The 24,132-nt window shown below is 66.0% G+C and carries 18 protein-coding genes; 13 read left to right on the plus strand and 5 right to left on the minus strand.

The window, feature by feature from the left end; translation table 11 throughout:
* Nucleotides 1–48 precede the first annotated feature (48 nt).
* Nucleotides 49–1,716, plus strand: coding sequence for a DNA repair protein RecN (recN, locus tag AB3X94_RS09760; protein WP_176109502.1), 1,668 nt, complete (start codon nucleotides 49–51; stop codon nucleotides 1,714–1,716).
* A 112-nt stretch (nucleotides 1,717–1,828) separates the two neighbouring features.
* Here the strand turns inward: recN and glnE are convergent, their stop codons facing one another.
* On the minus strand, nucleotides 1,829–4,627 hold the full coding sequence (glnE, locus tag AB3X94_RS09765; protein WP_368611409.1) for a bifunctional [glutamate--ammonia ligase]-adenylyl-L-tyrosine phosphorylase/[glutamate--ammonia-ligase] adenylyltransferase: 2,799 nt from the start codon (nucleotides 4,625–4,627) through the stop codon (nucleotides 1,829–1,831).
* A gap of 261 nt (nucleotides 4,628–4,888) precedes the next feature.
* Here glnE and AB3X94_RS09770 point away from each other — a divergent pair, with 261 nt between their 5' ends.
* The 6 genes from AB3X94_RS09770 to AB3X94_RS09795 all read left to right on the plus strand — a co-directional run bounded on the left by AB3X94_RS09770 (nucleotide 4,889) and on the right by AB3X94_RS09795 (nucleotide 13,986).
* Complete coding sequence (locus AB3X94_RS09770; RefSeq protein WP_368611410.1) at nucleotides 4,889–9,133, plus strand: YhdP family protein; 4,245 nt, start codon at nucleotides 4,889–4,891, stop codon at nucleotides 9,131–9,133.
* Nucleotides 9,134–9,282: 149 nt separating this feature from the next.
* Nucleotides 9,283–10,143, plus strand: coding sequence for a carbon-nitrogen hydrolase family protein (locus AB3X94_RS09775; protein WP_176109505.1), 861 nt, complete (start codon nucleotides 9,283–9,285; stop codon nucleotides 10,141–10,143).
* 87 nt (nucleotides 10,144–10,230) lie between these two features.
* A complete protein-coding gene (gene tldD, locus AB3X94_RS09780; protein WP_176109506.1) occupies nucleotides 10,231–11,697 on the plus strand; it encodes a metalloprotease TldD in 1,467 nt (488 codons plus the stop codon).
* 340 nt (nucleotides 11,698–12,037) lie between these two features.
* Nucleotides 12,038–13,111, plus strand: a complete 1,074-nt coding sequence (aroG, locus tag AB3X94_RS09785; RefSeq protein WP_176109507.1) for a 3-deoxy-7-phosphoheptulonate synthase AroG — start codon at nucleotides 12,038–12,040, stop codon at nucleotides 13,109–13,111.
* A gap of 201 nt (nucleotides 13,112–13,312) precedes the next feature.
* The gene (locus tag AB3X94_RS09790; RefSeq protein WP_368611411.1) at nucleotides 13,313–13,657 is read left to right on the plus strand and encodes a type II toxin-antitoxin system RelE/ParE family toxin; all 345 of its coding nucleotides are present in this window, start codon (nucleotides 13,313–13,315) and stop codon (nucleotides 13,655–13,657) included.
* Complete coding sequence (locus tag AB3X94_RS09795; RefSeq protein ID WP_008923434.1) at nucleotides 13,654–13,986, plus strand: helix-turn-helix domain-containing protein; 333 nt, start codon at nucleotides 13,654–13,656, stop codon at nucleotides 13,984–13,986. Before AB3X94_RS09790 ends, AB3X94_RS09795 begins: the two co-directional genes overlap by 4 nt.
* A 62-nt stretch (nucleotides 13,987–14,048) precedes the next feature.
* On the opposite strand, the gene AB3X94_RS09800 is transcribed toward AB3X94_RS09795, so the two are convergent.
* Complete coding sequence (locus AB3X94_RS09800; protein ID WP_368585438.1) at nucleotides 14,049–14,603, minus strand: cob(I)yrinic acid a,c-diamide adenosyltransferase; 555 nt, start codon at nucleotides 14,601–14,603, stop codon at nucleotides 14,049–14,051.
* A 222-nt stretch (nucleotides 14,604–14,825) separates the two neighbouring features.
* On the opposite strand from AB3X94_RS09800, the gene AB3X94_RS09805 reads away from it, so the two are divergent.
* The 6 genes from AB3X94_RS09805 (at nucleotide 14,826) to proC (ending at nucleotide 22,023) form a co-directional block, all read left to right on the plus strand.
* Entirely contained in the window at nucleotides 14,826–16,244 is a 1,419-nt protein-coding gene (locus tag AB3X94_RS09805; protein ID WP_368611412.1) for an FAD-linked oxidase C-terminal domain-containing protein, read from the plus strand.
* Between the two features lie 129 nt (nucleotides 16,245–16,373).
* Nucleotides 16,374–17,867: an FAD-linked oxidase C-terminal domain-containing protein gene (locus AB3X94_RS09810; RefSeq protein WP_368611413.1), complete on the plus strand. Its 1,494-nt coding sequence runs from the start codon at nucleotides 16,374–16,376 to the stop codon at nucleotides 17,865–17,867.
* Between the two features lie 181 nt (nucleotides 17,868–18,048).
* Complete coding sequence (gene glcE, locus AB3X94_RS09815) at nucleotides 18,049–19,137, plus strand: glycolate oxidase subunit GlcE (protein ID WP_018431890.1); 1,089 nt, start codon at nucleotides 18,049–18,051, stop codon at nucleotides 19,135–19,137.
* Between the two features lie 8 nt (nucleotides 19,138–19,145).
* Nucleotides 19,146–20,372: a glycolate oxidase subunit GlcF gene (gene glcF, locus AB3X94_RS09820; protein ID WP_176109512.1), complete on the plus strand. Its 1,227-nt coding sequence runs from the start codon at nucleotides 19,146–19,148 to the stop codon at nucleotides 20,370–20,372.
* A 36-nt stretch (nucleotides 20,373–20,408) separates the two neighbouring features.
* A complete protein-coding gene (locus tag AB3X94_RS09825) occupies nucleotides 20,409–21,131 on the plus strand; it encodes a YggS family pyridoxal phosphate-dependent enzyme (RefSeq protein ID WP_176109513.1) in 723 nt (240 codons plus the stop codon).
* 76 nt (nucleotides 21,132–21,207) lie between these two features.
* Nucleotides 21,208–22,023, plus strand: a complete 816-nt coding sequence (gene proC / locus AB3X94_RS09830) for a pyrroline-5-carboxylate reductase (RefSeq protein ID WP_368588567.1) — start codon at nucleotides 21,208–21,210, stop codon at nucleotides 22,021–22,023.
* A 132-nt stretch (nucleotides 22,024–22,155) separates the two neighbouring features.
* On the opposite strand, the gene ubiA is transcribed toward proC, so the two are convergent.
* The 3 genes from ubiA to AB3X94_RS09845 form a co-directional block, all read right to left on the minus strand.
* Nucleotides 22,156–23,019: a 4-hydroxybenzoate octaprenyltransferase gene (ubiA, locus tag AB3X94_RS09835; RefSeq protein ID WP_176109515.1), complete on the minus strand. Its 864-nt coding sequence runs from the start codon at nucleotides 23,017–23,019 to the stop codon at nucleotides 22,156–22,158.
* A 234-nt stretch (nucleotides 23,020–23,253) separates the two neighbouring features.
* Complete coding sequence (locus AB3X94_RS09840; protein WP_018431894.1) at nucleotides 23,254–23,751, minus strand: Dps family protein; 498 nt, start codon at nucleotides 23,749–23,751, stop codon at nucleotides 23,254–23,256.
* Between the two features lie 156 nt (nucleotides 23,752–23,907).
* Entirely contained in the window at nucleotides 23,908–24,072 is a 165-nt protein-coding gene (locus AB3X94_RS09845; protein ID WP_368611414.1) for a hypothetical protein, read from the minus strand.
* Between the last annotated feature and the right edge of the window lie 60 nt (nucleotides 24,073–24,132).

The following is a 24,132-nucleotide window of genomic DNA, read 5'->3' on the forward strand; positions in this document are numbered from 1 at the left end:
CCGCGCCGCCGCGGCCGCCACCCGAATCCAAGCTACCCGACGACCTCCATGCTTCGCCACCTCTCGATACGCGACTTCGTCATCGTCGCCGCGCTCGACCTCGAATTCGACAGCGGCTTTACCGTTTTCTCGGGCGAAACCGGCGCCGGCAAATCGATCCTGATCGACGCCCTCGCGCTCGCGCTAGGCGCGCGCGCCGAGGCGAGCGTCGTGCGCACCGGCGAGAGCCGCGCCGATATCACCGCGGAGTTCGAAACGCACGCGCAGGTCGATCAATGGCTCGACGCCCAGGCGCTCGGCGCGGCCGACGACGGCCAGCACGGCGGCACCGTGATGCTGCGGCGGGTGGTCGACGCGAACGGCCGCTCACGCGCGTTCATCAATGGCACGGCCGCGACGCTCGCGCAGCTGCGCGAGGTCGGCGAAATGCTCGTCGATATTCACGGCCAGCATGCGCACCAGTTGCTGATGCGGCCGGACGCGCAGCGCGAGCTGTTCGACACGCACGCGGGCCTGTCCGACCTGGCCGCCGCCGTGACACGCGCGTGGCGCACGTGGCGCGACAAGGCGCAGGCGGTCGAGCACGCGCAAACTCGCGATCGCGAGCTGCAACTCGAACGCGAGCGACTCGCGTGGCAACTCACCGAACTCGATAAGCTCGCGCCGCAGCCGGGCGAATGGGAAGAGGTCAACACCGAGCACCGGCGGCTGTCGCATTCCGCGAATCTGATCGACGGCGTGCAGGGTGCGCTCGGCGCCCTGTCCGAGTCGGACGACGCGATGATCACGCATCTCGGCTCGATCGTGTCGAAGGTGCGCGACCTCGCGGAGATCGACCCGGCGCTGAACGACGTGCTCGCCGCGCTCGAACCCGCCGAGATCCAGTTGCAGGAAGCCGCGTATTCGCTGAGCCACTACGCGCAGAAGCTCGAGCTCGATCCGGAGCGGCTCGCGCAGGTCGAAAAGCGCCTCGACGCGCTGCACTCGGCCGCGCGAAAATTCCGTCTGCAGCCCGAGACGCTGCCGGAAGAACACGAAGCGCGCCGCAAGCAATTGGCCGCGCTCGACGCCGCTGCCGACCTCGACGGCCTGCGCGCCGCCGAGGCGCAAGCGAAGGACGCGTTCGTCGCCGAGGCTAAAAAACTGTCGAAGGCACGCGCCAAAGCAGGCAAGGCGCTCGGCGAGGCGGTCACGACCGGCATGCAGGAACTGTCGATGAAAGGCGGCAGCTTCGAAGTCGCGCTGGTGCCGTTGCCCGAAGGCGGTGCGCATGGGCTCGAGCAGATCGAGTTCCGCGTGGCCGGTCACGCCGGCGTGCCGCTGCGGCCGCTCGCGAAAGTCGCGTCGGGCGGCGAACTCGCGCGTATCAGTCTCGCGCTCGCAGTGATCGCGAGCGCGGCCAGCCCGACACCGACGCTGATCTTCGACGAAGTGGATACGGGCATCGGCGGCGGCGTGGCCGAAGTGGTCGGGCGGCTATTGCATCAACTCGGCGAGGCGCGCCAGGTGTTGTGCGTGACCCATCTGCCGCAGGTCGCGGCGCGCGGCGATCACCATTTCCAGGTCGCCAAGATGAGCAACGGCACCGGCGGCACGCTCAGCAGCGTGACCTCGCTCGACAAGGCGAGCCGCATCGAGGAAGTCGCGCGCATGCTCGGCGGTCTCGAAATCACGGCGACCACGCGCAAGCACGCGAAGGAAATGCTGGCCGCCTGAGATTGCGCCGTGCGCAGCTCACCGCACACGGCCTGAGTCGGATTGGCCGGGACGTCACACCGATCCCGGCCGCGCATGATGCGATAGCGCTACGCGAAATGCGTAAGCGCCATTACCCAAACACCCTCTTCCACAACGCCAGCACCGCCTCGCGCTCGGCCGCGACCAGCGCCGGATCGACCCGCGCCTTCTCCATCCCATCGAGCCGCAGCGTGTGCTGCAGCTTGCGATAGCGCCGATAGGCAGCGCCGACCGTCTCCGCTTCCGCTTCGCTCATCAGCCCGAAACGCGACACTTCGCGCAGCAGCGCGATATTGCCGGTATTGCGGATCAGTTCGGGATCGCGCGCCGCATGCAGCAGCACCCAGTACTGCACGGTGAACTCGATATCGACCATGCCGCCGCGGTCGTGCTTCAGGTCGAATAGCGCCGGCGTCTGGTTCGGGTGACCCGCTTCGACACGCGCGCGCATCTCGACAATCTCTTTCGCGAGCGGCGGCGCTTCGCGCGGTGTCGTCAGCACCTGTTCGCGGATCGCCTCGAACTTCGCGCCGATCTCCCGATCGCCCGCACAGTAGCGGGCCCGCGTCAGCGCCTGATGCTCCCACACCCACGCGGTATTCGCCGCGTCGCCTTCGCGCAGCTGGTAGCGGCGGAACGCGTCGAGATCGGTGACGAGCAGGCCCGACTCGCCGTTGGGCCGCAGCCGCAGATCGATGTCGAACAAGGTGCCGGCGCCGGTCGCGGTGGTCAGCCATGTGATTAGGCGCCGCGTGAAGGTGGCGTAGACGTCGGCCGCGGCATCGTCGGGATCGTCATACAGGAAGATCAGGTCGAGGTCCGACGCGTAGCCGAGCTCCTTGCCGCCGAGCTTGCCGTAGGCGATCACCGCGAAGCGCGGCACGTCGCGGTGACGTTTGGGCAATTGATTCCACACGGCTTCGATCGTCGCGTCGAGCACCGCGTCGGCGAGCTCGGACAGTCGGTCGCTGACGTGCTCGACGGACAGCTTGCCGGCAAGATCGATCAGCAGAATGCGGAACACCTCGGCATGATGCGCGTGGCGCAGCAGATCCATCTGCTGCTCGACGCCGTCGGCGGCGGCGAGCCGCAAACGCAACGTACGCTTGAATTCGGGCCAGTCGAACGGGCTGTTGATCGCCTCGCCGTCGAGCAGTTCGTCGAGCAGTTGCGGATGGCGGATCAGATAGCCGGCCGCCCAGCGCGAGCCGCCCAGCACCGACAGCACCTGATGCAGCGCCTGCGGATACTCGGTCAAGAGCGCCAGATACGCGCCGCGCCGGCTCACCGCTTCGAGCAGATCGAACAGGCGCGCGACCGTATCGCCGCGCCGGCCGGCCGGCTCCAGCGTGCGCGCGGCTTCGAGCGCGCGCTGCGCGACGATGTCGAAGCGCTGCCGGCTGCGCTCGTTCAGGCCCGTGTAGCGCGACGAGCGCCACACCGCCTGCAGCCGCGCGAGCAACTCGCCGGGTTCGGCCACACCGAGTTCGATGAGGCGCGCGCGCAGCGCGTCGTCAGCGCTATCGTCGGCGAGCGCACTGCTCCACACCCACGCGGCCGCGCCGTCCTCGGGCGCGCCGCAGCCGTCGCGGCCGCCCACCTTGTCGGCGAAAATCTGGTCGAACTGCTGTTCGACGAACTCGCGATGCGCGTCGAGCTTAGTCATCAATTCCGGGTAGTCGTCGCAGCCCATCGCGCGCGCGAGCGCCGCGCGGTCTTCGGCATCGACGGGCATCGCATGAGTCTGCGCGTCGTTGCGGTATTGCAGACGATGTTCGAGCTCGCGCAGAAAGCGATACGCCTGCGACAGCTTCAGGCACACCGACGGGTCCATCAACCCATGCGTGGCCGCATGGCGCAGCACGGCGAGCGTCGGCCGCACGCGAAAGCCGGCGTCCTGGCCGCCGCGGATCAGCTGGAACACCTGCGCGCTAAACTCGATTTCACGGATGCCGCCTCGGCCGAGCTTGATGTCGTCGGCCTTGTCGGGGCGCATCGACGCGCGGCGCTGCGCCTCCTGGCGGATCTGCAGATGCAGCGCGCGGATCGCGCTGATCACGCCGAAATCCAGATAGCGTCGATAGACGAACGGCGTGACGATCGCATCGAGCTGCTTCTGCAGCCGCTGCGCCGCGGCGCTTGCGCCCTCGGACACGAGCCGGCCCTTGATCCACGCGTAGCGCTCCCACTCGCGGCCCTGCACGTAGAAATACTCTTCGAGCATGCCGAGGCTGCACACGAGCGGGCCCGAATCGCCGTTCGGCCGCAGACGCATATCGACACGAAACACGTAGCCGTCGGCGGTGACTTCCGCGAGCGCGCCGATCAGCCGCTTGCCGAGCCGCGTGAAGAACTCCTGGGTCGCGAGCGGCGAGCGCTGGCCGCCGGTGGTCTCGCCATCGTCCTCGTAGACGAAGATCAGATCGATATCCGACGACACGTTCAGCTCGCGCCCGCCGAGCTTGCCCATGCCGACCACGCCGAGCGTGAGCCGCTCGCCCTGCTGGTCGCGCGGCTCGCCATACAGCGCTTCCAGCTCGGCGCTCAACACCGTCAGCGCGCGCTGGATCGTCGTTTCCGCGAGATCGGTCATCGCGCCGGTGACTTCGGCGATATCGGCTTCGCCGGCCAGGTCGCGCTCCATCACCGCGCAAAATACTTCGGTGCGCAACTGGCGCAGCGCGCGTTTCAGCGCATCTTCGTTGACCGGCGCACCGGCGGGGCCAGCCGCCTCGGCGCACAGTGCGTCGAGACGCGCGTCGATGCGCTCGCGCGTCAGCGGTTCGTCGGCCAGCGCGCTGACATGCGCGACCAGTTGCGGGCGGGCAGCGGCGGCGCGCGCGGCATAGTGCGAATAGCTGGAACTCAGGAGGGTTGCGTCAGTCATCAAAAATCTGGCTCGCTCGTTGCTTGATCGAATTTGTCCGGCGGTATTCTGACGATGTAGGGGTGTCGTTTCGGGGTCGCTGTCATATCGTTCTATTGTGCAACCGGCACGCGGCGGCAAGCATGCCGAAGCCGGTGCCGAACCGCCTCGCGAATCCCCGTCACCGGCTTTCGGACAGGGTTTGCAGGAAGTCCGCCGACGCTTTCCCGTGTGTTACATTTCGTCGTTAACACGCAAAACTACCATACGCCCAGCCGCCGCAGCATGTCCGAGCGAAACGAATCCGCCGACCCGCAAGCCCCATCGCAGGTCCGGCACGTGAGCGGAAGCGACCACATCGTGTTGCGTCGGACGTTGCGCGTGCTCGCCACGCTCGCACTCGTCCTCTATTTCATCGCGGGCGGAGTGTTTCTGGGTTTGCGCTACGTGGTGCTGCCGCGCGTCGACACGTTCCGGCCGCGCATCGAAGCCGCAGTCTCCGACAAGCTGCGCACCCAATTCACGATCGGCCGGCTCGCGCCGCACTGGAGCGGCTTCCAGCCTGGGATCGACGTCACCAACCTCGTCATCCGCGATCACGACGGCCAACCCGCGCTGACGATTCCGCACGCCACCGCGACGGTATCCTGGCGCTCGCTATGGGAGTTTCATCCGGCGCTGTCGAGCCTGATCGTCGACCAGCCGGACGTGCTGGTGTCGCGCAGCGACGACGGCGTGCTGTCGGTCGCGGGCGTGCCGGTACCGACGCGCCACAGCGGCAACGACGCGCTGTCCACCTGGTTGTTGCGTCAGCAGGCGATCGTCGTGCGTGGCGGCGTGCTGCGCTGGCGCGACGCGACCCGCCACGAGCCCGAACTGGCGCTGCGCGATATCCGCATCGCGATCCTCAATGACGGCCGCGACCACCGCATGGCGCTGCAGGCGCCGCCCGACGGCAGCGTGCTGAAAGGCCCGCTCGACTTCCGCACGCACTTTCGCCACGCGCCGCTCTCCGCGATCGGCAAGCCGATCAACTGGAGCGGCCAGGTGTATATGTCGACGGGCCCGGTCGATCTGCCAACCCTTGCGCGCTACGTCGAATTCCCGATCGAGACGTTCGCCGGCCGCATCGACAATGCAATCTGGATCGACTTCAGCGAAGGCCGCATGAACCAGGCGACCGGCCAGTTGAACGGCAACGACGTCGCGATGCGGGTGCGCCCGACCCAGCCAAAGCTGCTCGTGCCGATCGCCCACTTTCTGTGGCGCGTCGAGGCAGACGACGGCGAGTACCGGCTGCAGTTGTCGGACCTGCGTGCCGAGCTCGGCCAGCCGCCGCTCGAAGACGGCACGCCGCTCACGCGCATCCTGCGCTTCCGGACCCTCGACAGCCGCTACCGGACCGCGTCCCAGCAGCACGGGCAGCTTTTGAGCATCAGCGGCGATCGCGTCGATCTCGGCATCCTCGCCGAATTCAGCCGCGCGCTGCCGTTGCCGCGGCACTTTCTGAACGAACTCGTGCGCATCAATCCGCGCGGGCTGGTCGCGAACTACGTGATCGAGGTCGAGCGCGACAAACCGGAATCCGGAGAAGTGGGCAGCGACCATCGGCCGACGGGTGCAGAGCCGATCGAGCGTTATCGCTTCAAGGGCGATCTGCAGGGCATCAGCTTCGCCGCCCAGGAGCCGGGGCCTGGCCTGACCCCGCGCGGCCACCCGCGCGCCGGCATTCCCGGCATCGAGAACCTGTGGGGCACCGTCGACGCCGACGAAAGAGGCGGCCGCGCGAACCTCGATACGTCCAACGTGGCGATCACGCTGCCAGGCGTGTTCGACGATCCGCGTCTGACGCTCGCGCGTCTGCGCGGTCGCGCCGAGTGGACGATGGGCAAGAAGGCACCCGGCGACACGCGTCCCGCGTTCGCGGTCAAGCTCAACGATTTCAGCGTATCGAACCCCGACGTCGAGGCAAGCGCGACCGCGAGCTACAGCAATCCCGGCCACGGCCGCGGCTCGCTCGACCTGAAAGCCGACTTCCAGCGCGCGCAGGTGACCCGTATCGCCCGCTATCTGCCGACCGCGGTCAGCGAAAAGCTGCGCATTTACCTGGGCCACGGCCTGCAGGCTGGCGTGTCGCGCGGCGGCACGATCGAAGTGCACGGCGACCTGACCAAGTTCCCCTACGCGCGCGACCCCGACGCCGGCCTCTTTCACATCGTCGCGCCGTTCACCGGCGGCAAGTTCGATCCGACGCCGTTCCCGCCGCGCAACATGCGCAACGGCACGCCAAACGTTTGGCCGCCGCTCGACGGCATCAACGGCGTGTTCGAACTCAAGCAGAACGTGCTGCGCTTCGACATCGACCGCGGCCGTTACAAGCGCGTCGCGCTGACCGGCGTGAACGGCCGCATCGACGACCTCGGCACCAAAGGCTCGAACCTCACCATCCAGGGCAACGGCCGCGGCCCGCTCGCCGACATGCTCGACTACGTGAACCGCAGCTCACTCGGCATCATGGCGCGGCATCAGACCGAAAAGATTCGCGCGGAAGGGCCCGCGTCCCTCGCGCTGAAGCTGACGATCCCGCGTACGCCGAAGCCGCATGTCGGCGTCGAAGGCGCGCTAGGCTTCCTCAACAATCGCCTGAGCGTGAGCAATGCGCCGCCGCTGTCGCGGCTGAACGGCCGGGTGCACTTCACCGAACGAACGGCCGAGGTCGAGCGGCTCTCCGGACAGTTCCTTGGCGGCGACGTGCATGCGAACGGCGGCTTGCGGCAAGACGGCACCTACGCGCTCGCGCTCAACGGCCACGTCGCCGTCGATGCCGCGCGCGAGCTGCATCCGCCTGGCGCGGCCGCGCAGGTGCTCACGCATATGAGCGGCAGCGCGCCTTATGCGTTGCGCGTCGCCGGCGCGAGGGGCCGCCTGCCGCAGGTCAGCGCCAACTCGGATCTAAGCGGCCTCGCGCTCGATTTTCCAGCGCCGTTCAAGAAGCAGGCCGGCACACCGATGCCGCTGCATTTCGCGGTCAATCCGTCGACGGTGCCGGGCGAAGCCGGCCTCGAACGCGCCGACCTGACGCTGGGGCCGGTCGCCGCCACGTATCTGCTGCGCTATCGGCCGAGCGCGCAGCCGCGTACGCCACCGACCGTCGTGCGTGGCGCGATCGGCGTGAACCGGGCGGTCGAGCTGCCGTCCGAGGGCGTGGTCGCCGCGGTGGACATCAAGGAGTTCAACGCGGATGCCTGGCGCGCGCTCGCCGCGCAGTTGCGCGCGGGTGCGAATGGCGTGAACGGCGGCGCGAACGGCGGCAATAGCGCAACCACCGCCAGCAGCGCGACCACCCCCGCCGCCGCGCCGAATCCGATGCTCACGCAGTTCCTGCCGAACCGCTTCGCGCTGCACATCGACACGCTGACGCTTCTCAAGCGTCACTGGGACAACGTGATCGTCGGCGCGTCGCATATGGATCGCACGTGGCAGGCGAACATCGCGTCGAATCAGGTGTCCGGCCACGTGTCGTGGCTGCCGGGCGTGACCCGCGAATCGCCGGGAGAACTGCAGGCGCGCTTCGCACGCGTCGTGATTCCATCGGTCGCGGACAAGGACCTGCTCGGCCCGGCGATGTCGGCGCCCGCGCTGAACATGCCGTCGATCGATCTGGTCGTGAACGAGCTGATCGTGCACGACCGCAACGTCGGCCGGCTCGAGGTCGAAGCGCACAACTACGACGAGAACGGCGTGCCGGTGTGGCAGCTCGACAAGTTAGACGTGACGAACCCTACCGCGACGCTCACCGCGACCGCGAACTGGCGCACCTCGACCGAACTGCCCATCTCGGCCGACGAGGCCACGCCGCGCCGCACCGTGTTCGATTTCAAGCTCGACATCAAGGACGCTGGCGCGATGCTCGAGCGCTTCGGTCTGCCGAGAACGCTCAAGGGCGGCATCGGCTCTATCCAGGGCAAGGCCGTGTGGCAGGGCGGCCCGACCACGATCGACTATTCGACGCTGAACGGCAACCTCGCGCTCGATCTGCGCCACGGCCAGATTCTGAAGGTCGATCCAGGCGTCGCAACGCTGCTCGGCGTGCTGAGCCTGCAAAGCCTCGCGCGCATCGCCACGCTCGATTTTCGCGACGTGCTCGGCGAGGGCCTGCCGTTCTCGAGCGTGACCGGTACCGCGCAGATTCATGACGGCATCGCCCGCACCGACAACTTCAGGATGGTGACCGCGCCGGCCCGCGCCGAAATGGTGGGCTCGGTCGACATCGCGCAGAGAACCCAGAACCTGCACCTGCATGTGATACCGACCGTCAGCGCCGGCTCCGCGGTGATCGCCGCGACGATCATCAATCCGCTGATCGGCCTCGGCGCGCTGGTCGCCGATATCGCCTTCACACATGGGGTGTCGCACGTGTTCGCGCGCGACTACGCGATCACCGGTTCGTGGTCCAAACCGCAGGTTCAGCGGGTGACGGGCGAACGGGGTAAGATTGACGCTCCGGCTTCGACCGTGGAAGCGCACTGAGCTTCGGTTTCCCTGGCGCCGCTGTCTCGTTCCACGCGGCCGCTCGTGCCGCTCTGCCGACTCGATGCGCCAACGGGGCCGAGCCAGCCCAGAACCATGCGGTGCCCGCGCTTCATACCGCCGCCCGCCGGGAGTCTTTCGACACGCTCATGAGCGAAACACACGTCACATCATCCGCATCCGCCGCAACGTCCGGCTCTGTCGCCAGCCCCTTTCGGGTCGCCGCGCTGCAGATGGTCAGCACGCCGGATCGCGATCGCAATCTCGCCGACGCAGAGCGCCTGATCGCCGAAGCCGCCGCCGACGGCGCGCAGCTCGTGCTGCTCCCCGAGTATTTCTGTTTCATGGGCTTCAAGGACACCGACAAGCTCGCCGTGCGCGAGCCGCATCGGGATGGCCCGATCCAGCGCTTTCTGGCCGACGCCGCGCGCCGCCACCGGCTCTGGGTGATCGGCGGCACCCTGCCGCTGAATGCGCCGGAGGCGTCGCGCGTGCTGAACACGACGCTGGTGTTCGACCCGCTCGGCAACGAAGCCGCGCGCTACGACAAGATCCACCTGTTCAACTTCGAAAAAGGCGATGAATCGTTCGACGAAGCTCGCACGATCCGGCCCGGCACCTCGGTGCAAAGCTTCGAGGCGCCATTCGGCCGGGTCGGCCTGTCGGTCTGCTACGATCTGCGCTTTCCCGAGCTGTACCGGCGCATGGGCGACTGCGCGCTGATCGTGGTGCCGTCCGCGTTTACCTACACGACCGGCCGCGCGCATTGGGAGCTGCTGCTGCGCACCCGCGCGATCGAAAACCAGTGCTATGTGCTCGCCGCGGCGCAGGGCGGCAAACATGAAAACGGCCGCCGCACCTGGGGCCACAGCATGCTGATCGACCCGTGGGGCGAGATCGTCGCGGTGCGCGACGAGGGCGCCGGCGTGGTCGCGGGCAACCTCGAACGCGCGCGCATCGACGAAGTGCGGCAGAGCCTGCCGGCATGGCGTCACCGCGTGCTGACCTGAAACCGACATTGAAACTGCCGCGCCTGCCATGCATATACCGACGCAGGCGCTCCCCGACCCCTTCGTATCGAGCAGAACATACTTCGCATGAACATCATCGAACCCGGTATCCGTAATCTCGCCGCCGCCAAGGACATCCTCCTCACGCCCTATGGCCTCGACGAGTCGCTGCTCACGCGCACGCTCGCCGAAATCTTCACGCACCGCGTCGACTACGCGGACCTGTACTTCCAGACCACCCGCAGCGAAGCGTGGAGTCTCGAGGAAGGCATCGTGAAATCGGGCAGCTTCAGCATCGACCAGGGCGTCGGCGTGCGTGCCGTGTCGGGCGACCGTACCGCGTTCGCCTACTCGGACGACCTGTCGCCCGAAGCGATCCGCCAGGCGGCCATCGCCACGCGCGCAATCGCCAAGGCGGGCGGCGGCAAGCAGAAGATCAAGGTGGCGTCGTCGCTGACCGGCATCGCCGGACGCGATCTGTACCTGCCGTCCGACCCGCTGCATTCGCTCGACGCCACCGCGAAGGTCAAGCTGCTCGAGCGCATCGAACAGATGGCGCGCGGCCGCGATCCGCGCATCCAGCAGGTGATGGCGGGCTTGGCCGGCGAATACGACGTGGTGCTGGTCGCACGCAGCGACGGCGGCTTCGCGGCCGACATCCGGCCGCTCGTGCGCGTGTCGGTCACCGTGATCGCCGAGCAGAACGGCCGCCGCGAAATCGGCAGCGGCGGCGGCGGCGGACGTTTCGACTACGGCTATTTCACCGATGAAGTGCTGTCGCGCTATGTCGACGATGCGGTGCACGCGGCCCTCGTCAATCTCGACGCGCGTCCGGCGCCGGCCGGCGCAATGACCGTCGTGCTCGGCCCGGGCTGGCCCGGCGTGCTGCTGCACGAAGCGATCGGTCACGGGCTCGAGGGCGACTTCAACCGCAAGGGCTCGTCGGCGTTCGCGGGACGCATCGGCGAACAGGTCGCCGCGAAGGGCGTCACCGTGGTCGACGACGGCACGCTGCCGAACCGCCGCGGCTCGCTCAATATCGACGACGAAGGCAATCCGACCCAGTGCACGACGCTGATCGAGGACGGCATCCTGAAGGGCTACATCCAGGACACGCTGAACGCGCGCCTGATGAAGATGCCGGTCACCGGCAACGCGCGGCGCGAATCGTACGCGGCGCTGCCAATGCCGCGCATGACCAACACGTACATGCTCAACGGCGACAAGGACCCGCAGGAAATCCTCGCGTCCGTGAAGAACGGCCTGTATGCGGTGAACTTCGGCGGCGGTCAGGTGGACATCACGAACGGCAAGTTCGTGTTCTCGGCCTCGGAGGCATACATGATCGAGAACGGCAAGATCACGTATCCGGTCAAGGGCGCGACGCTGATCGGCAGCGGCCCGGAATCGCTGAAGTACGTCACGATGATCGGCAACGACATGAAGCTCGATTCGGGCGTCGGCGTGTGCGGCAAGGAAGGCCAGAGCGTGCCGGTGGGCGTCGGTCAGCCGACGCTGCGCATCGAGAAGATGACGGTCGGCGGCACGGCCTGATTGGCACGTGAATGCACGGTTCGCGCACGCAAAGCGCGAACCGTGCGGGTTTTCCGCATTTTTCGATGCCCCGGCTTGTCACCCGAGCCTGTACCGGGTTATAAAGTCACTCACCCTTTTTTGACCAGCGACGCATTCACTTCGCCATGTCCGCCAAGTTTTATTTTTACTTTTTTTGGTATCTCAGACCGCTGGCGGATCGAGAGGGGTGTTAGTACACGCAGGACACCGAGAATTCCCGAAAAACCGCCAGCTAGCCTGGCGGTTTTTTTTCGCCTCACGCATTTCGATACCTATTTGACCCACGCGAACACGCTACGAACCGATTCAGGAGAACCACATGCCCCCGCACAATACCGACGATGTCCGCATCCGCGAATTGAAGGAACTCACGCCGCCCGCTCACCTGATCCGCGAGTTTGCTTGCGACGAGACGGTGTCCAACGTGATCTACGAATCGCGCACCGCAATGCATCGCATTCTGCACGGCATGGACGACCGTCTGATCGTCGTGATCGGCCCGTGCTCGATTCACGATCCGAAGGCCGCCATCGAATACGCGGGACGTCTGATCGAGCAGCGCAAGCGCTTTGCCGGCGAGCTCGAAGTCGTGATGCGCGTGTACTTCGAAAAGCCGCGCACGACGGTGGGCTGGAAGGGTCTCATCAACGACCCGCACATGGACAACAGCTTCAAGATCAACGAAGGCCTGCGCACCGCGCGCGAGCTGCTGCTGCGGATCAACGAACTCGGTCTGCCCGCCGGCACCGAGTACCTCGATATGATCAGCCCGCAGTACATCGCAGATCTGATCTCGTGGGGGGCGATCGGCGCGCGCACGACCGAATCGCAGGTGCATCGCGAGCTGGCTTCGGGACTGTCGTGCCCGGTCGGCTTCAAGAACGGCACGGACGGCAACGTGAAGATCGCCGTCGACGCAATCAAGGCCGCCTCGCAGCCGCACCACTTCCTGTCGGTCACCAAGGGCGGGCACTCGGCGATCGTATCGACCGCGGGCAATGAGGACTGCCACGTCATTCTGCGCGGCGGCAAAACGCCGAACTACGACGCCGACAGCGTCAATGCGGCCTGCGCGGACATCGGCAAGGCGGGTCTCGCCGCGCGTCTGATGATCGATGCCAGCCATGCGAACAGCTCGAAAAAGCACGAAAACCAGATTCCGGTGTGCGCGGACGTCGGCCGTCAGATCGCCGCGGGTGACGAGCGCATCGTTGGCGTGATGGTGGAGTCGCACCTCGTCGCGGGTCGCCAGGATCTGAAGGAAGGCTGCCAGCTCACGTACGGCCAGAGCATTACCGATGCATGCATTGGCTGGGACGAAAGCGTCGCCGTGCTCGAAGGCCTTGCCGAAGCGGTCAAGCAACGCCGCGTCGCGCGCGGCAGCGGCAACTGAACGCCTGCCCCGCCGCCATCGCGGGGGCTTGTCGGTAGTCCGTAGAAAACCCGGTTCGATTTCGAACCGGGTTTTTTATTGGCCATTCGGACGAATGGTACTGAGCCGGCCGCCTCGCTATCGTCATAGCTCGTTGCCTGGTTGCTTGCACGACTTGACTGGGCTGGAGAGTGCGTATAAGATTTTATACATGAGGTGGCGATGGAGCAGGAAAAAGAAGTTCGCTGGTTAGGCTCCAGCTACCATGATTTGCTTGCTTTTCCCAACGAAGCGCGTCGTCTCGCCGGGTTTCAGCTTCACAAGATTCAGTCAGGACTCGACCCTGACGACTGGAAACCGTTCGAGTCTATCGGCGCGGGAACGCGCGAAATTCGCATCCGAGACGAGGACGGCATTTTTCGCGTGATGTACGTGGCCAAATATGCCGAAGCGCTGTACGTGCTGCATTGCTTTCAGAAGAAAACGCAGAAGCTCGGACTGCGCGACAGAATAATTGCCGAAACGCGCTATCGCGCCATCACTCATTACAGGACCACCCAGCCATGACGATCGACACCAACATTCGTCACGTAACGCGAGCCGGCGCGAACGTGTTCCTCGAACTCGGTTTTTCCGCCGAGGAAGCGAAGCGCCTTCACGCGGCGTCGCAAAAGCAGATCAATGACACGCGGCTGCTCAAGGAACAGTTGATGACCGAGCTGTCCACGTGGATCGAACAGCATCATCTGAAGCAGGCCGAGGCGGCCGAAATTCTGATGGTGTCGCGCCCGCGCGTGTCCGACGTCGTCAACAAGAAAACCACCAAGTTCACAATCGACACGCTCGTTGAAATGCTGAGCCGCATCGGCAAGCCGGTTACGCTCGCCGTCGGTTGAGCGGTTGAGCGTCGGCTCGTGCGAAGCTCAGTACCTATCTATATGCGCATGGGCGTCGCCATTCAAGGCGCGCCGCGATCGTGCTGCCACAGCACGTCGGTGCCGCCGTCCGCGCGATTGAGCACGCGCGCCAGCACGAACAGCAGATCGGACAGCCGGTTCACGTACTGACGCGGCGCCGCGTTCAGCGTCTCGTGTTCGCCAAGCGCGACGATCGCGCGCTCCGCTCGGCGGCAAACGGTACGGCACACATGCGCGAGCGCAGCCGCGCGCGAACCGCCCGGCAGAATGAATTCCTTCAGTGGCGGCAGCGTGGCGTTGTAGTCGGCGAGCCAGCCGTCGAGCTGAGCGAGATGCCGCTCGGTGATCATCGTATGACCCGGAATGCACAGTTCGCCACCCAGATCGAACAGATCGTGCTGAATCGCGACCAGCGCCGCGCGTACATTTTCGGGCAGGTTCTCGCACAACAGCACGCCGAGGTTCGAATTGAGTTCGTCGACGTCACCGATCGCGGCGATTCGCGCGCTGTCCTTGCGCACACGGCGGCCGTCGCCGAGACCAGTAGTGCCGTCGTCGCCGGTGCGAGTGGCGATTTTGCTGAGGCGATTGCCCATAATGTCTCCCCTGTATTCAGTGACGATGCGGCCATCACGTTTGTCCATATTGCGCGCATCGCGAAATCGCCGCCATTATATGAGCGGAAGCCGGCCCAGCGCCTCCTGGCGGGCGAACGGCGTAAAATGAAACAGCTGCTGCAAACAGGCTGTTACCTAAAGAAACTTTCATCGGACCGGAGTAAGCGTTGAAGCGCCAACTCCGCTCGACAGGAGACATGCGTGAACCATCCCGTACCGCCGGCGCCGCTACGCCGGCCGTTTCCCGCCGAATTGCTGAACCAGCTCAAAGCCGCCTTCGGCGATCGGGTCTCCGTTGCCGAAGCCGTGCGTGCGCACCACGGCCGCGACGAATCGCCGTTCGATCCACAACTGCCTGACGCCGTCGTCTTCGCGCGTACAACCGAAGACGTGCAAACCGCCGTCAAGCTATGCGGCCAGTTCGACGTGCCGATCATTCCGTACGGCAATGGCTCGTCGCTCGAAGGACATCTGCTTGCCGTGCAAGGCGGCGTGTCGATCGATCTGTCGGAGATGAACCGGGTGTTGTCGATCAACGCCGAAGACCTGACCGTCACCGTCGAGCCCGGCATCTCGCGCAAGCAGCTGAACGAAGCGCTGCGCGACACCGGCCTGTTCTTCCCGATCGACCCGGGCGCGGACGCGAGCATCGGCGGCATGTCGGCGACCCGCGCGTCCGGTACCAACGCCGTGCGCTACGGCACGATGCGCGAGAACGTGCTCGGCCTGACGGTCGTGCTCGCCGATGGCCGCGTGATCAAGACCGGCTCGCGCGCGCGCAAATCGTCGGCGGGGTACGACCTCACGCGCCTGTTCGTCGGCTCGGAAGGCACGCTCGGCGTGATTACCGAAATCACGCTGCGCCTCTATCCGCAGCCGGAGGCGGTGTCAGCCGCGGTGTGCACGTTCCCGTCGATGGGCGATGCGGTGCGCGCGGTCATCGAGACGATCCAGATCGGCGTGCCGATCGCGCGTGTCGAGTTCGTCGATTCGCTGGCGATCCGCTCGATCAATCGCCACTCGAATCTGACGCTGCGCGAAGCGCCCACCTTGTTCTTCGAATTTCACGGCACCGAGGCCGGCGTCAAGGAACAGGCCGAACTCGTGCAGGAAATCGCCGCGCAAAATGCCGGCGAAGGCTTCGAATGGGCGACGCGCCCCGAAGACCGCAGCCGCCTGTGGAACGCGCGTCACAACGCCTATTTCGCGATGCTGCAACTGAAGCCCGGCTCGCGCGCGGTGACTACCGACGTCTGCGTACCGATCTCGCGTCTGGCGGAGTGTGTGGTCGAAACGGAGCAGGATCTGTTGGCGTCACCGCTGCCCTGCCCGATCGTCGGCCATGTCGGCGACGGCAATTTCCACGTCGCGATCCTGATCGATCCGGACAAGCCCGAAGAGCTCGAAGAAGCCGAACGCCTGAACCATCGCATCGTGCAGCGCGCGCTGCGCATGGACGGCACCTGCACCGGCGAGCATGGCGTCGGTCTGCACAAAATGGGTTTTCTGCTCGAGGAGCACGGCGACGTCGCGGTCGACACGATGCGCTCCATCAAGCACGCGCTGGACCCGCGCAATCTGATGAACCCGGGCAAGATTTTCGCCTGGGCGGCGGCCTGATCTACATTGCGAAGGCCGGCCGCGACAAGCCGCCGGCCCGAACACGCAAGTGACGCGAAGCAGGCCGCCCGAAACAGCCGGCTCGAACCTGGAAGCCGGACCGGCGCAAGCCACGAGGAGACAACTCACATGAACGCACCCGCTGAACTGTCGGCCGAAGTCCTCGCGCAGCGTCAGCGCGAAGTCGTGCAGGCGCTGATGGCTGTGTTGCCGACCCACTGTCTGCTGTATCGCGAGGAAGATACCGTCGCGTACGAATGCGACGGCCTCGCCGCGTACCGGCGTCTGCCGCTCGCGGTCGCGTTGCCGGAAACCGAATCGCAGGTGCAGCGCATCGTGCAGATCTGCCATCGTCTCGATGTGCCCATCGTGCCGCGCGGCGCGGGCACCGGGTTGTCCGGCGGCGCAATGCCGATTCGGCACGGCGTCGTGGTGTCGCTCGCGCGCTTTCGCAAGATCGTCGAGGTCGACCCGTATGCGCGCATCGCGACCGTGCAGCCGGGCGTGCGCAACCTCGCGATCTCCGAAGCCGCGGCACCGTATGGCCTCTACTACGCGCCGGATCCGTCGTCGCAAATTGCCTGCACGATTGGCGGCAACGTGTCCGAAAATTCGGGCGGCGTGCATTGCCTGAAGTACGGCCTCACCGTGCACAACGTGCTGCGCGTGCGCGCGGTGACGATGGACGGCGAGATCGTCGAATTCGGCTCGCTCGCGCCTGACGCGCCGGGGCTCGATCTGCTCGCGGTGCTGATCGGCAGCGAGGGCATGTTCGCGATCGTCACCGAGGTCACCGTCAAGCTGATCCCGAAGCCGCAAACGGCGCAGGTCATCATGGCCAGCTTCGACGATGTCGTCAAAGGCGGCGACGCCGTTGCCGGCATCATTGCGGCGGGCATCATCCCGGCCGGCCTCGAGATGATGGACAAGCCCGCCACGCGCGCGGTCGAGGAGTTCGTCAACGCGGGCTACGACCTCGACGCGGCGGCGATCCTGCTGTGCGAATCGGACGGCACGCCCGAGGAAGTCGCGGCCGAGATCGTGCGCATGACCGCGGTGCTGCGCGAGCACGGCGCTACCCGTATCCAGATTTCGCGCACGGAGGCCGAGCGCCTGCGCTTCTGGTCCGGGCGCAAGAACGCGTTTCCGGCCGCCGGCCGCATCTCGCCGGACTACTACTGCATGGACGGCACCGTGCCGCGCCGAAGTATCGGGCCGCTGCTCGCGCGCATCGAGGAGATGGAGAAAACGTACCAGCTGCGCTGCATCAACGTGTTCCATGCCGGCGACGGCAATATGCATCCGCTGATCCTGTTCAACGGCAACGACCAGGACGAGTGGCATCGCGCCGAGTTGTTCGGTTCCGACATCCTCGAAGCTTGCGTCGAGCTGGGCGGCACGGTGACGGGCGAGCATGGCGTCGGCATCGAGAAGATCAATTCGATGTGCGTGCAGTTCTCGCCCGAGGAGCGCGACACGTTCCACGCGGTCAAGCGAGCATTCGACGCGCCCGGTCTGTTGAATCCCGACAAGGGCATTCCGACGCGGGCGCGCTGTGCCGAATACGGCAAGATGCACGTGCGCGGCGGACTGCTGCCACATCCCGAGCTGCCGCGCTTCTAGCGGTTGGCGTCTGCATCGCGCAGCCACCGTGTGCAGCGCCCGCGCCGATGCGGGCGCGGCCTGCACGGCGATTTGCGCCGCCCCTTCAGACCGATGCCGCGCCCCGTCATGCGGGTGCGCTCCGGCTTGCCAGCGAGCCGCCGCCCGGTACAATCAAACGAAACACAACGAGCAGGACACCATGGAAGAGGACGACATCGTCGCCGTATGGTCCGAACGCGTGCGCTCGGCCAGCGCCGAGGGACGCGCGGTGCGCATCCGTGGCGGCGGCACCAAGGACTGGTATGGCCAGACGCTGGAAGGTGAGATCCTCGACACGCGCGCTTATCGCGGCATCATCGCGTACGATCCGGCCGAGCTCGTGATCACCGCGCGCGCGGGAACACCGCTGCTGGAAATCGAAGCCGCGCTCGCCGAACACGACCAGATGCTGGCGTTCGAGCCGCCGCACTTCGGTCCGCAGGCCACCTTCGGCGGCTGCATCGCCGCGGGCATTTCCGGGCCGCGCCGGCCGGCCGTCGGCGCCGCGCGCGACTTCGTGCTCGGCGCCGTCGTGATGAACGGCCAGGGCCAGGTGCTGCACTTCGGCGGCCAGGTCGTCAAGAACGTCGCGGGTTACGACGTGTCGCGGCTGCTCGCGGGCTCGCTCGGCACGCTCGGGCTGATCCTCGAGCTGTCGGTCAAAGTGCTGCCGCGCCCGCAGGCCGAAGCCACGCTGAAATTCGACATGAATGGCACCGACGCGGTACGCAAGCTCAACGAATGGGGCGGCCGGCCGCTGCCCATCACCGCCAGCGCATGGCGCAACGGCACGCTCGCGGTGCGCCTGGGCGGCGCGGAGGCCGCGGTCAAGGCCGCGCGCACCGGGCTCGGTGGCGAAGTCGTCGATGCGGTCGAAGCCGAGCGCTTCTGGGGCGGCCTGCGCGAACAGACCGACTCGTTCTTTGCAAGCATTCCGCCGAAGGCCGCGCTCTGGCGTCTCGCGCTGCCGTCGATCACCGAGCCGCTGCAACTGCCCGGCGCGCAACTGATGGAATGGGGCGGCGGCCAGCGTTGGTGGATCACCGACACCGACGCGCAAACCGTGCGCATCAGCGCGAAGCAGGCCGGCGGCCACGCAACCATTTTCCGCAGCGGCCACGGCTACGACCGCAGCGCCGGCGTATTCACACCGCTGCCCGCGCCGTTGATGAAAATCCATCGCGGCCTCAAACATGCATTCGACCCGGCCCGCATCTTCAACCGCGGCCGTCTCTACCCCGACTTCTGAGCGACGCGATGCAAACCAACCTCGCGGACTTCATTCGCAATACCCCTGATGGCAACGAAGCGGACGCCATCCTGCGCAAATGCGTGCATTGCGGTTTCTGCACGGCCACCTGCCCGACCTATCAACTGCTCGGCGACGAGCTCGACGGCCCGCGCGGGCGCATCTATCTGATCAAGCAGATGGTCGAAGGCGCGCCGGTCACGCGCAGCACCCAGGTACACCTGGACCGCTGCCTGACCTGCCGCAACTGCGAAACGACGTGCCCGTCCGGCGTGCAATACGGGCGGCTCGTCGAAATCGGCCGCAAGCTCACCGAAGAGAAGGTCACGCGTCCGCTCAATCAGCGGCTGATGCGGCGGCTGCTCGCGAGCGTGCTGCCGAACAGCGCGATCTTCACGCCCGCGATGCGGCTGGGCCAGCATGTGCGCGGCCTGCTGCCGAAGAAGCTGCGCGACAAGGTCCCTGCGCGTCAACGCCCGCTCGAATGGCCGAGCGCGACACACGAACGCAAGGTGCTGATGCTCGCGGGCTGCGTGCAACCGTCGATGATGCCGAACGTCAACATCGCGACCGCGCGCGTGTTCGACGCGCTCGGTATCGAAACGCTGATCGCGCCCGAAGCCGGCTGCTGCGGCGCGATCCGCCTGCACCTCGGCTACAACGAAGAAGCACTCGACGACGTGCGCGCGAACATCGACGCATGGTGGCCCTACGTCGAACAGGGCGTTGAAGCGATCGTAATGAACGCGTCGGGCTGCGGTGCGACGGTCAAGGAATACGCGCACCTGCTGCGCCTCGATCCCGAGTATGCGGAGAAGGCGCGCCGCATCGTCGAGTTGACGCGCGACGTCTCCGAAATCCTGCCCGAGTTCGAAGAACGGCTCGTCGCGATCACGCGCCGCCGCTCGGTGCACACGGTCGCGTTTCATCCGCCCTGCACGCTGCAGCATGGCCAGCAGATTCGCGGCAAAGTCGAGCAACTGCTCAGCGCGCTCGGTCTCGAAGTGCGCCTCCCCACCGACAGCCATCTGTGCTGCGGCTCGGCCGGCACCTACTCGCTGCTGCAGCCGCGCCTGTCGTACGCGCTGCGCGACCAGAAGCTCGAGCGTTTGCAGGCGCAGGAGCCGCAGGTGATCGTGTCGGCGAACGTCGGTTGCATCGCGCATCTGCAAAGCGGCACGTCGACGCCGGTCGCGCACTGGATCGAATTGGTCGAGCACATGCTGTCCGTATAATCGGGGCATCGTCTTCGCTGAACACCGGTTCGTTCCATGTCCGATCTGCCTCACCGTTTCTCCGACCACTTCGCTCAGAGTCTCGTCGACGTGCACGAGCGCATCGCCCGCGCCGCGCAAGCGGCCGGCCGCGATGCGCAGTCCGTGATGCTGCTCGCGGTCTCCAAGACGTTTCCCGCCGATGCCGTGCGCGCCGCTCATGCGGCCGGTCAGCGCGCATTCGGCGAGAACTACGTGCAGGAAGCACTCGACAAGATCCAGACGCTCGCCGATCTGCGCGCATCGCTCGAATGGCATTTCATCGGGCCGCTGCAATCGAACAAGACGCGCCCCGTTGCCGAGCATTTCGACTGGGTGCATTCGGTCGATCGGCTGAAGATCGCACAGCGGCTGTCGGAGCAGCGCCCCGACAACCTGCCGCCGCTCAACGTCTGCCTGCAGGTCAACGTCAGCGGCGAGGCGTCGAAGAGCGGCGTTGCGCCCGACGAGGCGGCCGCCATCGCGCACCAGATCGCCGCACTGCCAAAGCTGAAGCTGCGCGGACTGATGTCGATTCCGGAACCGGGCGGCGATCTCGAAGAACAGCGCGCGCCGCATCGCAAATTGCGCGAGCTGTTCGAGCGCTTGTGTAACGACGGGCTCGAGCTCGATACGTTGTCGATGGGCATGTCGGCCGATCTCGAAGCCGCCGTGCTCGAAGGCGCGACGATCGTGCGCGTCGGCACCGCGATCTTCGGCGCACGCGATTACTCGCACTGAGCTTTTCCACGGGCCTTGCGCGAACCTGGCTGCGCGAAGCCCTCACCGCATCTCATCTGAAGCTATCCGGACCATCATGAAAATTGCGTTTATCGGCGGCGGCAACATGGCCGCGGCGTTGATCGGCGGCCTCATCAAGCGGGGCGCCGCGCCCGCTGACCTATATGCGATCGATCCGAACGAAGACGCGCGCAAGCGCAACGAGCAGCAATTCGGCATCCGCACCGGCGCGGCCGCCGACGGCACGCTCGCCGACTACGACGCGGTCGTGCTCGCGGTGAAGCCGCAGATCCTGAAGAGCGTCGCCGAGACGCTGGCGGCGCATCTGCGCGCGTCGCAACTGATCGTCAGCATCGTCGCGGGCATTCGCATCGGCGACATGTCGCGCTGGCTGAATGGCCATAGCCGCATCGTGCGCGTGATGCCGAATACGCCGGCGCTGATCGGCATGGGCGTGACGGGTCTCGTCGCGAGCGGCAGCGTCGACGAAGCGGGCCGCGCGCTCGCGTCGCAGGTGCTCGGCGCGGTCGGCGAAACCGTCTGGTTCGACGACGAAGCGAAGATCGACGCGGTCACTGCGATCTCGGGCAGCGGGCCGGCCTACGTGTTCTATTTCATCGAAGCGCTGCAGGAAGCCGCGCGCCAACTCGGCATGGATGAAGCACAGGGCCGCGCGCTCGCGGTCGCGACGTTCACGGGCGCCGCGCAACTCGCGGCCAATTCCGACGAACCGCCGAGCGTGCTGCGCGAGCGCGTGACCTCGAAAGGCGGCACGACCGCGGCAGCGCTCGCCTCGTTCGACGCGAGCGGCATCAAGGACGCGATCGTGCGGGGCGCACTGGCCGCCGATGCACGGGCGCGCGAGATGGGCGACGAGTTCGGCAAGCAGTAACGCGAACCGGCGTCGAAAAGAATCAGCGGAAACTAACACGCCGTAGCGCGCCTGCCTTTTCTAATTAAGGGCACGCGCGCTACGGCGTGTAGAAACACCAGCGTTTTGAAGCCAGAAAAGCGCGGACGCGAATTAAAACGAGGTCACCGCGTAATGCGCGGCAATCCCCGCGAACAACGCGCCGCCGAGCCAGTTGTTGTGACGGAACGCGGCAAAGCACGGCATGCGCTCGCGATTGCGGATCAGCGTGTAGTGATAGATCGCGCAACCCACCGCGACCGCCCAGCCGAGCCAGTACAGCAGACCAAACCCGAGCGTCAGGCCGATGCCGACGTAAATCCCCAGCGTCACCGCGTAACAGAGCATGACCGCAGCCACGTCGAAGCGACCGAAAGTCAGCGCCGACGTGCGGATGCCGATCTTGATGTCGTCGTCGCGATCCACCATCGCGTATTCGGTGTCGTACGCAACGGCCCAGAAGATGTTCGCGACCAGCATCACCCATGCGAGCAGCGGCACGTGATCCAGCACCGCGGCGAACGCCATCGGAATGCCGAAGCCGAACGCGATGCCCAGATACGCCTGCGGAATCGCGAAGAAGCGCTTCATGAACGGATACGTGCCGGCGACGAACAGCGCGACCACCGACAACTCCTTGGTCAACGCATTGAGTGGCTGGATCAGCAGAAAAGCGATCAGCGACAGCACGGTGGCCAGCACGACCGCCTCCCACGCATTGATCTTGCCGGACGTGATCGGCCGGTTCTCGGTGCGCTTCACGTGGCGGTCGAAATCGCGGTCCGCGTAGTCGTTGATCGCGCAGCCGGCTGAGCGCATCAGCACCGTGCCGAGCGTGAAGATCACCAGCAATTGCCACGACGGATGACCGCCGGAAGCGATCCACAGTGCGTTGAGCGTCGGCCACAGCAGCAGCAGGCTGCCGATCGGCTTGTCCATGCGCACGAGGCGCAGATACAGGGGAAGTCGGGCGAACATGGGACGAATTCGGTGAAGTGCGAACACGGTGCGCCTATTTTACGGGAAGCGCACGGTGGCTCTGAATTCATCTGGTAGCGTATCGAAGTGCCTCGCGCTCGCGCCCCTGCATCACGCGGCGGCGGCGCAAAAAACAAAGCCTCCCGTGCAGGGAGGCTTGTGCGTTTCTGGCACGGCGCGGGTGTTGCCCGCACCTGCATTCGTACGTGACTTGGCCGGCTTAGCCGCGCCAAATCACGCGAGCAGCGAGCGCAGCATCCACGCGGTCTTTTCGTGCGTCTGCATGCGTTGCGTGAGCAGGTCGGCCGTCGGCTCGTCGTTGGCGGCTTCCGTCGCCGGGAAGATCGCGCGCGCGGTGCGCACCACCGCTTCCTGGCCTTCGACCAGTTGGCGGATCATGTCTTCCGCGGCCGGCACACCGTCCGCTTCGGGGATCGACGACAGCTTCGCGAAATCCTTGTAGGTGCCCGGCGCATGCACGCCCAATGCGCGGATGCGTTCGGCGATCGAGTCGACCGCGAGCGCCAGTTCGTTGTACTGCGTTTCGAACATCAGGTGCAGCGTGTTGAACATCGGACCCGTGACGTTCCAGTGGAAGTTGTGGGTCTTCAGGTACAGCGTGTAGGTGTCGGCGAGCAAACGCGACAACCCTTCGGCGATCTTCTTGCGATCCTTGTCGCTGATCCCGATGTTGACGTGCTGTACGGCTGCTGCGGCTTCTTTCTTGGCCATGATGACTCCTTCGAAGAGTGATACGAACCGGTCGGCAGATGACGGTCTGCGGAAACACGAATAAAACTGTTCGACAGTGTAGCGTGAAATGCCGCAAGCTTCGCTCAAGACGTGCTCCGGAGGCCTTACTGCGCCGCCATCCCGACGGTACAGCGCTTAGCCGCCCAGCGCGTGCTGCAACGCCTGCGCGGCGATTACCGCAAAGCCGCTCGCGACCATCGCAACGCCCATCGCCTTGCGCAGCATCAACACCTGCCGTTGCACCTGCATGCTCGGCATGGCGGTCGAACCGCCGATGCTTGCCATCATCATCTGAATCATGATCGTACTCCCGGTTCGTCTCGTGACGGCCGCAGCAACGCGCTGCGCCGTCGATTACTG

The organism is Paraburkholderia sp. BR10923, from assembly GCF_040948765.1.
Lineage (GTDB): Bacteria > Pseudomonadota > Gammaproteobacteria > Burkholderiales > Burkholderiaceae > Paraburkholderia > Paraburkholderia youngii.

What these genes read in the sequence shown, in the direction of transcription:
- recN (WP_176109502.1), top strand. Translation starts at nt 49, where the DNA reads ATGCTTCGCCACCTCTCGATACGCGACTTCGTCATCGTCGCCGCGCTC.
- AB3X94_RS09770 (WP_368611410.1), top strand. Translation starts at nt 4,889, where the DNA reads ATGTCCGAGCGAAACGAATCCGCCGACCCGCAAGCCCCATCGCAGGTC.
- AB3X94_RS09775 (WP_176109505.1), top strand. Translation starts at nt 9,283, where the DNA reads ATGAGCGAAACACACGTCACATCATCCGCATCCGCCGCAACGTCCGGC.
- tldD (WP_176109506.1), top strand. Translation starts at nt 10,231, where the DNA reads ATGAACATCATCGAACCCGGTATCCGTAATCTCGCCGCCGCCAAGGAC.
- aroG (WP_176109507.1), top strand. Translation starts at nt 12,038, where the DNA reads ATGCCCCCGCACAATACCGACGATGTCCGCATCCGCGAATTGAAGGAA.
- AB3X94_RS09790 (WP_368611411.1), top strand. Translation starts at nt 13,313, where the DNA reads ATGGAGCAGGAAAAAGAAGTTCGCTGGTTAGGCTCCAGCTACCATGAT.
- AB3X94_RS09795 (WP_008923434.1), top strand. Translation starts at nt 13,654, where the DNA reads ATGACGATCGACACCAACATTCGTCACGTAACGCGAGCCGGCGCGAAC.
- AB3X94_RS09800 (WP_368585438.1), bottom strand. Translation starts at nt 14,603, where the DNA reads ATGGGCAATCGCCTCAGCAAAATCGCCACTCGCACCGGCGACGACGGC.
- AB3X94_RS09810 (WP_368611413.1), top strand. Translation starts at nt 16,374, where the DNA reads ATGAACGCACCCGCTGAACTGTCGGCCGAAGTCCTCGCGCAGCGTCAG.
- glcE (WP_018431890.1), top strand. Translation starts at nt 18,049, where the DNA reads ATGGAAGAGGACGACATCGTCGCCGTATGGTCCGAACGCGTGCGCTCG.
- glcF (WP_176109512.1), top strand. Translation starts at nt 19,146, where the DNA reads ATGCAAACCAACCTCGCGGACTTCATTCGCAATACCCCTGATGGCAAC.
- AB3X94_RS09825 (WP_176109513.1), top strand. Translation starts at nt 20,409, where the DNA reads ATGTCCGATCTGCCTCACCGTTTCTCCGACCACTTCGCTCAGAGTCTC.
- proC (WP_368588567.1), top strand. Translation starts at nt 21,208, where the DNA reads ATGAAAATTGCGTTTATCGGCGGCGGCAACATGGCCGCGGCGTTGATC.
- ubiA (WP_176109515.1), bottom strand. Translation starts at nt 23,019, where the DNA reads ATGTTCGCCCGACTTCCCCTGTATCTGCGCCTCGTGCGCATGGACAAG.
- AB3X94_RS09840 (WP_018431894.1), bottom strand. Translation starts at nt 23,751, where the DNA reads ATGGCCAAGAAAGAAGCCGCAGCAGCCGTACAGCACGTCAACATCGGG.
- AB3X94_RS09845 (WP_368611414.1), bottom strand. Translation starts at nt 24,072, where the DNA reads ATGATTCAGATGATGATGGCAAGCATCGGCGGTTCGACCGCCATGCCG.